At 71.4% G+C, this 6,695-nt stretch carries 4 protein-coding genes; 3 read left to right on the top strand and 1 reads right to left on the bottom strand.

What is annotated here, in order from left to right:
• A partial coding sequence (locus M878_RS55130) for an amidase family protein (RefSeq protein WP_023545055.1) occupies positions 1-747 on the bottom strand: 747 nt, incomplete at its 3' end.
• Positions 748-966: 219 nt separating this feature from the next.
• On the opposite strand from M878_RS55130, the gene M878_RS55125 reads away from it, so the two are divergent.
• From M878_RS55125 to M878_RS55115, 3 genes are read left to right on the top strand one after another with little or no spacing between them, the layout of a single operon-like run.
• Entirely contained in the window at positions 967-3,303 is a 2,337-nt protein-coding gene (locus tag M878_RS55125; protein WP_023545054.1) for an alpha-L-fucosidase, read from the top strand.
• Positions 3,296-5,137 carry a family 20 glycosylhydrolase gene (locus M878_RS55120; protein ID WP_023545053.1) on the top strand — a complete coding sequence of 614 codons (1,842 nt, stop codon included), beginning with the start codon at positions 3,296-3,298 and terminating at the stop codon, positions 5,135-5,137. The genes M878_RS55125 and M878_RS55120 overlap by 8 nt, the downstream gene beginning before the upstream one ends.
• Before the next feature lie 16 nt (positions 5,138-5,153).
• Positions 5,154-6,695 (top strand): alpha-L-fucosidase, encoded by a 1,542-nt coding sequence (locus M878_RS55115; RefSeq protein ID WP_023545052.1) that lies wholly within the window; start codon positions 5,154-5,156, stop codon positions 6,693-6,695.

Raw genomic sequence — 6,695 nt, 5'->3', positions numbered from 1 at the left:
CAGGGCCACGGCGATCCGCCGGGGCGAGGCCTCCGGTGCGGGCGGTCCATCGGTACCGCCCGCGAGCACGCCCAGCGTCAGCCGCAGATCCTCGACCGTCGTGGCCAGCGGACCGTTCTCCGCCATGCCGAACCAGTCGCCGTGGCCGATCCCCGCCGGAACCACCCCCCGCCCCGGCTTGAGCGTGACCAGCCCGCAGTTCGCGGCCGGGATGCGCAGCGAGCCCATCCCGTCGTTGCCGAGCGCCACCGGCACCAGGCCCGCGGCCACCGCGGCCGCGCTGCCGCCGGAGGAGCCGCCCGCCGTGCGGGAGGTGTCCCAGGGATTGCGGGTGATGCCGAAGACGCCCTCCGTGGTGCCGAAGACGCACAGCTCGGGCACGTTCGTCAGGCCGACGACCACCGCGCCGGCCGCCCGCAGCCGGGCCACCGTTACATGATCCTCGGCGGCCGGGGTGTCGGGGGTGGCGGCGGAGCCGTCGCGATGGGACTCACCCCGCACCGCCAGATTGTCCTTGACGGCCACGGGCACGCCCGCGAGCGGCAGTTCGGCCAGATCGGCACGGGCGGCCACCGCGTCGGCCTCGGCGAGCGCCGCCTCGGCCCGCACCTTGCGGAAGGCCCCGATCCGTCCGTCGAGCCGCTCGATCCGCGCGAGGCACTCGGCCACCACCTCCCGTGGCGTGACCTCCTTGGCGCGTACGGCGGCGGCTGTCTCGGCGGCGGTCCGCCCGGCCCGGTCACCCACAGGCACTCCTCGCTCGGTCGTCGGCTACTCGCCGGTATCCATCACGGCGCAGGGAGAACTGTGCCCGGTCGGGCGCGGTACGTCGAGAGGCCCTTCTCGACAACTCACTGATCGTCCGATCAATGCATCAAGTACAGCCCGCTGCAGCCCCGTTGACAGTCTCGTGGCCGCCCCACAATCATCAGACGTCCGATGAATCGGAGTGCATGGGAGCCGCTCATGAGCACGTGCCCCAGACGTCTGATCCTGGGCGCGGCAGCGGGCGTGACCGCCGCAGCCGCCCTGCCGCTCACCACCCCGACCCCCGCGCGGGCCGCCGACCAGCAGGGTCCGTGGGCCGCCGTCCCCGATCCGGTGCCCGTCCCGCTCGACACCCTCTTCGACAACGACGGCATCGACACCGCCTCCTCGCGCGGCGGCGACTTCGACGGCTCCGGCTACACCTTCCCCGGCGAGGCGCTCCCCGCCGGCCCGGTCGAGGTGGCCGGCGTGCCCTTCCGGTTCCCGGCATCGACCGCGGGGACCCGCAACAACGTCGTCGCCCTCGGCCAGCGCCTCGGCCTGCCGAAGGGCCGCTATCTGTCGGCCTTCTTCCTGACCGCGGCGAGCTACGGCAACGCCTCCGGCACGGCCACCGTGCACTACGCCGACGGCACGACCAGCACCGCAGGCCTCGGCGGCGCGGACTGGTACTCGGCCGGCGGCCCGCTGTCGGCGCCGTACCGCTACCGCCCCGACGGCGGCAAGGACGAGCACAGCGTCGGCATCGGCGTCTCGGAGATCTGGCTCGACCCGCGCCGCGAAGCGGTCGCCCTCACCCTCCCCGTCACCAGCCCGGCCGAGGCGAACAAGGCCTCTCTGCACCTCTTCGCCCTCACCCTGCAACCCGTCGCCGAGGGCCGGGCGTTGACCCTGCGCGCCCCGCACCCCACCCCCTCGCTGCTCGAACCGTCCGGCGCGCAGAGCGTGGAGGCCACGGTCGTCAACGCGGGCACCGCCGCCGTACTGGCCGCGGACGGCGTCTCGGTGACCGTGGACGCCGAGGGCGCCCGCACGGTCCAGCCGGCCCGGATACGCCGCCTCGACCCCGGTGAACAGGTCCGTGTCCGCATCGGCATCCGCAACACCGCGGGCACCGCGCCGGGCACCCGCGGGGACGGCACGGTCACGGTCACCGGCCGAGGGGCCCGAGCGGCCGCGTCCAAGGCGACGCTGACCCTCGGCACCGCCGACTACCAGCCCACCGAGACCTCCCTCTCCGCCCACCAGGCGCCGTACTGGTTCCAGGGAGCCAAGTTCGGCATCTTCATCCACTGGGGCGTGTACTCGGTGCCCGCCTGGTCACCGGTGGGCAAGCAGTACGCCGAGTGGTACTGGGACCATATGCAGGACCCGGCGGGCGCCGTGTACGCCTACCACCGGGACACCTACGGCGAGGACTTCGCCTACGACGACTTCATCCCCCGCTTCACCGCCGAGCGGTTCGACCCGCGGGCCTGGGTGGAGCTGTTCCGCGACGCGGGCGCCCAGTACCACGTCCTGACCTCCAAGCACCACGAGGGCTTCGCCCTGTGGGACACCAAGGTCTCCGACCGCAACGCCGTCAAGATGGGCCCCAAGCGGGACCTGGTGAAGGAACTCTTCGAGGCGAGCCGCCGCTACACCCCCGAACTCCACCGGGGCCTGTACTTCTCCATGCCCGAATGGTTCAACCCGGACAACCCCTGGATGGGCCACGCCCCACGCAACCCGTACACCCTCCAGCCGGTGCCGTACACCGGTTACAGGGCCGGCAAGGACTACGTCCACGACTACCAGGCCGCGCAGATGCGCGAACTGATCCACGGCTACGACCCCGAGATCATCTGGTGCGACATCGGCGGCGTGAACGACAGCGTCCACGTCCTCGCCGAGTACTTCAACCACGCCAAGAACCGTGCCCGGCCGATCGACGTCACGGTCGACGACCGCTCGGGCATCGCCTTCCACGACTTCACGACACCCGAGTACACGACGTACGCCAACACGGTCGTCGCCAAGTGGGAGGCCAGCAGGGGCCTGGACCCGTTCTCCTACGGCTACAACCAGGCGACGCCCGACTCCGCCTACATGACCGCGGAGGAGGTCGTCCACAGCGTCGTCGACATCGTCTCCAAGAACGGCAACTTCCTCCTCGACATCGGCCCGCGCGCCGACGGCACCATCCCCGAGATCATGCAGACCCGGCTGCGGGAGACGGGCGCGTGGCTCAAGACCAACGGGGAGGCGATCTACGACACCACCTACTGGTCGCGGATGGCCCAGCTCGGCGACGACCTGCGCTTCACCGTCCGCCCGGACGAGGCCTTCTACATCCACTCCCTGGCCGCACCCGGCCCGAAGCTCACCGTCGAGGCCCCGGTGCCGGTGCGTCCCGGTGACAAGGTGACGATGCTCGGCCATGACCGGGCCCTGACCTGGACCGTCACGGGCGGCGCACTCGTGATCGACGTACCGGAGGCGGCCCGGAAGGCGGGCAGGTACGCCTGGGTGTTCAAGGTGGAGTGGCATGGCTGAGCGGGGCCGGAGAACACTCGGGCTGCTCGGCCTCGCCGCGGCACTGACCCTGTTCGCCGCACCGGTCCCCGCGCTCGCCCAGGAGGCGCCGCCGCCCCCGGTCACCGTGCCCGCGCTCAGCAACTGGAGCTCGTCGAGCGGCAGTTATGCCTACGGCCACTGGACCCGGCTGGTGGCCGCCAGTGGAGCCGCACGCCGGGTGGCCGGCACCCTCGCCGAGGATCTGCGCGCGGCGGGCCACGGCACGGTGCCCGTCGTGTCCGGCGGGGCCAGGTCCGGTGACATTGTCATCGACATCAAGCCGTCGGACCGCTCGCTCGGCGCCGAGGGCTACGAACTCCGCTCCGGCGCTCGGCTGTCGGTCACCGGCGCCACCGAGACCGGCGCCTTCTACGGCACCCGCACCCTCCTCCAGCTCCTCGCACAGGGCGACCGGATCCCCGCGGGCCGCACGATAGACGTCCCGCGCTACCGGGAACGCGGCGTCGGCGTCTGCGCCTGCTACATCCACGTCTCGATGCCCTGGCTGGAGAACCTCGTCCACGAGATGGCGTACCACAAGCTCAACCAGCTGCTGCTGGAGCTGAAGGTGAAGAGCGACACCCATCCGGAGGCCGACACCTGGGGCTACTACACCAAGGCCGAGATACGCCGTCTCGTCGCCCTCGGCGACCGGTACCACGTCGACATCGTCCCGGAGATCAACTCCCCGGGCCATATGGACCCGTGGATCGAGAACCGCCCGGATCTGCAGCTGACGGATTCCGACGGCACCGAGCAACCCGCGAGACTCGACATCACCCGCCCCGAGGCCTTCGCCTACTACACGAGCCTGATGGACGAGTACGCCCAGGTGTTCACCTCCCGTTCCTGGCACATGGGCGCCGACGAGTACATGCTCGGCTCGGACTTCGCCAAGTACCCGCAGATCCTGAAGTACGCCCGGGACAAGTACGGCCCGGACGCCACCCCGCAGGACGCGTTCGTCGAATTCGTCAACCGCGTACAGGCCTACGCCGCGGCCAAGGGCAAGCGGCTGCGCATCTGGAACGACGGCCTCACCGGCGCCAACACCGTTCCGGTCGCCGCCGGCACCACCGTCGAGCACTGGCTCGACGTGGCCGTGAAGCCGAGCCGACTCATCTCCCAGGGCCATGCGTTGATGAACGCTTCGTACGCGCTCTATCTCGTCCGGGGCGGCTTCCACAGCGACACCGAGGCCCTCTACGACGAGAGGTGGGATCCCCGCACCTTCGAGGGCGAGAAACTCACCTCCTCCGAGCGTGTCACCGGCGCGAAGATCAGCCTCTGGCCCGACAACGGCCGGGGCGAGACCGAGAACGAGGTCGCGGACGAACTCTGGCCCGCCCTCCGTCACATCGCCCAGGCCACCTGGGGCGAACCGCACCCCGACGGCACCTACGCGGAGTTCACGGCGCGCGGCACGGCCGTCGGACACGCCCCGGGATGGCACGACCTGACCCGGGTGCCGGTACCGGACGGGACGTACACGTTCCGGACCGACGGGGCGTCGTACAGGACCGAGCTGCTGCGCACCGCCGACGGTTACGCGACCCTGCGGACACCCGAGGGCTGCCTGGAGGTGCACGGTGGCAAGCTCACCCTCAACGTGCCGCTCCAGCCGGGCACCGAGGTCAGCCGCCGGCCCTGCGACAGCGCGAACACCCTGCAGCGCTGGCAGCTGGAACCCACCGCGGGCGGATACCACCTCGTCAACGCGATCACCCGGATGGCGGTGACCGTGGCGGACGGCGGACGACTCGTCCAGTACCCGCCCGACCGGCGCGTCCCTGCCGTCTGGCGCCTGACCTGACCCGAGGAGTCCGAGCATGGTTCTCTCCCGACGCGTCTTCGTCACCTCGGCCGCCGTGCTGGCGGCGACGGGGGTGGTCCCCGGGCCGCAGGCCCTGGCCACCACGCAGGACACCGACCGCTCCCGCATTCCGGTCGGCCCGGGCGACACCGAGGCCGAGCTGGTCCGCAAAGCCTCCCAAGTCCGGCCCACTGCACGGCAGATCGCCTGGCAACGGCTGGAACGCACCGCCTTCCTGCACTTCGGTGTGAACACCTTCACCGGCCTGGAATGGGGCACCGGGGACGAGGACCCGGACGTCTTCCAGCCGGCCGGGCTCGACACGGACCAGTGGGCGCGCGCCCTGCGCGACGGCGGCTTCCGGCTCGCCATCCTCACCGTCAAACACCACGACGGCTTCGTCCTCTACCCGTCCCGCTACACCAAGCACACGGTGGCGGGCAGCAGTTGGCGGGCCGGTCACGGCGATGTGCTGCGCTCGTTCGCCGACTCGATGCGACGGCACGGCCTCAGGGCCGGCGTCTACATCTCACCGGCCGACGAGAACCAGTACCTGCACGGCGTGTACGCCAACGGCAGCCCGCGCACCACCCGGACGATCCCGACGCCGACCGAGGGTGACGACCGCTCCCCGGACCGCGTCTTCACCCTCGACGCCACCGACTACGGCGCGCACATGCTCAACACGCTCTACGAGGTGCTCACCGAGTACGGTCCGATCGACGAGGTGTGGTTCGACGGCGCCCAGGGCCGCATTCCTCCGGACAAGGTGGAGCGGTACGACTGGGACAGCTGGTACACCCTGGTCCGCTCGCTCGCTCCGGACGCCGCCATCGCCGTCTCGGGCCCGGATGTGCGCTGGGTGGGCAACGAGGGCGGGCTGGCCCGGGAGGACGAGTGGAGCGTCGTACCGGTGGCGGAGAAGGGCAACGGCCGCACCGACTACGCGCTGGTGTACGACGCGCCCGACGAGGGCAGCCGGGACGCGCTGCTCGCGGCCCGCGACGTCGCCGACTATCTGCAGTGGTGGCCCGCCGAGTGCGATGTGTCCATCCGGGACGGCTGGTTCTATCACGCCGGCCAACAGCCCAAGACGGTGGAGCAGTTGACGGACATCTACTTCCGCTCCGTGGGCCGCAACTCGGTGCTGCTGCTCAACGTCCCGCCGGACACGGACGGCTTGCTGCCCGCGACGGATACGGCCCGGCTGCGGGAGTTCCGCGAGCGCATCGACCGGGAGCTGCCCGAGGACCTGGCCCGTGGCGCCCGGACCACCGCCGCCCCGGGGCGCCTCACCGTCGACCTCGGCACGGAGCGGGAGGTGGACCGGATCCGGCTGGCGGAGGACATCCGGCACGGGCAGCAGATCGAGGGCTTCGCCGTCGAGGCCGAGACCGACGGCGCGTGGTCGCAGGTGGCCGCCGCCGGGACGGTGGGAGCGAGCCGGATCCTGCTGCTGACGACGCCGGTACGGGCCCGACGGTGGCGGATCCGGGTCACGGCGGCCCGGGCGGCCGTACATATCGCCGAGTTCGGGCTGTACCGGTCGCGCAACTGA

It is taken from the genome of Streptomyces roseochromogenus subsp. oscitans DS 12.976 (assembly GCF_000497445.1).
Taxonomy (GTDB): Bacteria; Actinomycetota; Actinomycetes; order Streptomycetales; family Streptomycetaceae; genus Streptomyces; species Streptomyces oscitans.
The sequence above is the reverse complement of the archived record's forward strand: the minus strand, read 5'-3'. Positions and strand labels throughout refer to the sequence as shown.